Here is a 2,187-nt window from a genome sequence, read left to right as displayed (position 1 = left end):
AGTCACACAAGTATTGACTGATACACCGCATTCGCGAGCAAGCCCGCTCCCACAATAAAGCAAAGCGGTTCTGCGTGAAGCTTACAAAATGTAGCGCGACAGATCTTCGTTCTGCGCCAATTCGCCCAAGTGGCTATTGACGTAATCCGCGTCGATCTTGATCACTTCACCATTCTGCGCACCGGCCAGGTCGCCGGCGCTGAAGGACACTTCCTCCAGGAGACGCTCAAGCAAAGTGTGCAAGCGACGGGCACCGATGTTCTCGGTCTTCTCGTTGACCTGCCAGGCGATCTCCGCCAGGCGCTTGATGCCGTCCGGCTGGAACTCGATGCCCAGACCTTCGGTTTTCAGCAACTCGCGGTATTGCTCGGTGAGCGACGCGTGCGGTTCGCTGAGGATGCGCTCGAAGTCGCCCGGGGTCAGGGCCTTGAGCTCCACGCGAATCGGCAGGCGGCCTTGCAGCTCCGGCACCAGGTCGCTCGGCTTGCTCAGGTGGAAAGCACCGGAGGCAATGAACAGGATGTGATCGGTCTTGACCATGCCCAGCTTGGTGTTCACGGTGCAGCCTTCGATCAGCGGCAGCAGGTCGCGCTGCACGCCTTCACGGGACACATCAACGCCGCCGGCGTTGCCGCGCTTGGCCACCTTGTCGATCTCGTCGATAAACACGATGCCGTGCTGCTCGACCGCTTCCAGGGCCTTGGCCTTGAGTTCTTCTTCGTTCACCAGGCGCCCGGCTTCTTCGTCGCGCACCAGTTTCAGTGCGTCCTTCACCTTGAGCTTGCGGCTTTTCTTCTTGCCCTTGCCCATGTTGGCAAACAGGTTCTGCAACTGGCTGGTCATTTCTTCCATGCCAGGCGGGGCGGAGATGTCGACACCGGAGACTTCGGCGACTTCGATCTCGATTTCCTTGTCGTCCAGCTGGCCTTCACGCAGGCGCTTGCGGAACAGTTGGCGGGTGTTGGAGTCCGAGGCCGGCGCCGCGTCCTCGTTGAAACCCATGCGCGCCGGAGGCAACAGGGCGTCGAGGATGCGTTCTTCGGCGGCGTCTTCGGCGCGGTGGCTGACCTTGGTCATTTCCTGCTCGCGCAGCAGTTTCAGGGCAGCGTCTGCCAAGTCGCGGATGATCGACTCGACGTCGCGACCCACATAGCCCACTTCGGTGAACTTGGTAGCTTCGACCTTGATGAACGGCGCGTTGGCCAGCTTGGCCAGACGACGGGCGATTTCGGTTTTACCGACGCCGGTCGGGCCGATCATCAGGATGTTCTTCGGCGTGACTTCAACACGCAACTCTTCGGGCAATTGCATCCGGCGCCAGCGGTTACGCAGTGCAATGGCAACGGCGCGCTTGGCATCGTCCTGGCCGATGATATGGCGGTTGAGTTCGTGGACGATTTCGCGGGGAGTCATGGACATAGTGTTTGGCGGCCTCAAGCGGGAATAAGCCTACGGCTTATTCGGCGAGGTCCTGCTCCTCAATGGTCTGGTTGTGGTTGGTGAACACGCAGATATCGCCGGCGATGCCCAGGGCGGTCTCGACGATTTCCCGGGCCGACAGATCGGTTTTCTTCAGCAGTGCGCTGGCGGCCGCCTGGGCGTAGCCACCGCCGGAACCCATGGCGATCAGGCCATGTTCGGGCTCAACCACATCGCCATTGCCGGTGATGATCAGCGAGGCGTCTTTGTTGGCCACGGCCAACATGGCCTCCAGGCGGCTGAGGGAGCGGTCGGTGCGCCATTCTTTGGCGAGTTCGACGGCGGCACGTACGAGGTGGCCCTGGTGTTTTTCCAGCTGGCCTTCGAAGCGTTCGAACAGGGTGAAGGCGTCGGCGGTGGCGCCGGCAAAGCCCGCAAGAACCTGGCCGTGGTAAAGGCGACGCACTTTCTTGGCGTTGCCTTTCATCACGGTGTTGCCTAGGGAAACCTGGCCATCGCCGCCCATGACGACTTTGCCGTGGCGACGAACTGAAACGATGGTGGTCAAGGGGAGAGTCTCCACGCAGCGGGGCGAAAATGCCCTGATGAACACTCATATGGGGTTGGCAGGGGGGATTTCAACCGTAGGAAGGGTGTGCAGACGAGTGGTGTTTATAGGTCCTGCACATTTTTGAGAGCACCTCAAAGCCAAATGTGGGAGCTGGCTTGCCTGCGATAGCGGTGTGCCAGTCACTGGAAATATTGACT

Annotated in this window: 2 protein-coding genes; both read right to left on the bottom strand. The window is 60.4% G+C overall.

Annotated features, from left to right (window positions below; translation table 11 throughout):
• Positions 1–81 precede the first annotated feature (81 nt).
• Complete coding sequence (gene hslU, locus ACW9IB_RS29365; RefSeq protein WP_457367508.1) at positions 82–1,419, bottom strand: ATP-dependent protease ATPase subunit HslU; 1,338 nt, start codon at positions 1,417–1,419, stop codon at positions 82–84.
• Between the two features lie 37 nt (positions 1,420–1,456).
• A complete protein-coding gene (hslV, locus tag ACW9IB_RS29360) occupies positions 1,457–1,987 on the bottom strand; it encodes an ATP-dependent protease subunit HslV (protein ID WP_003171209.1) in 531 nt (176 codons plus the stop codon).
• Positions 1,988–2,187 lie beyond the last annotated feature (200 nt).

It is taken from the genome of Pseudomonas sp. SDO524_S393, from assembly GCF_054071875.1.
The sequence above is the reverse complement of the archived record's forward strand: the minus strand, read 5'-3'. Positions and strand labels throughout refer to the sequence as shown.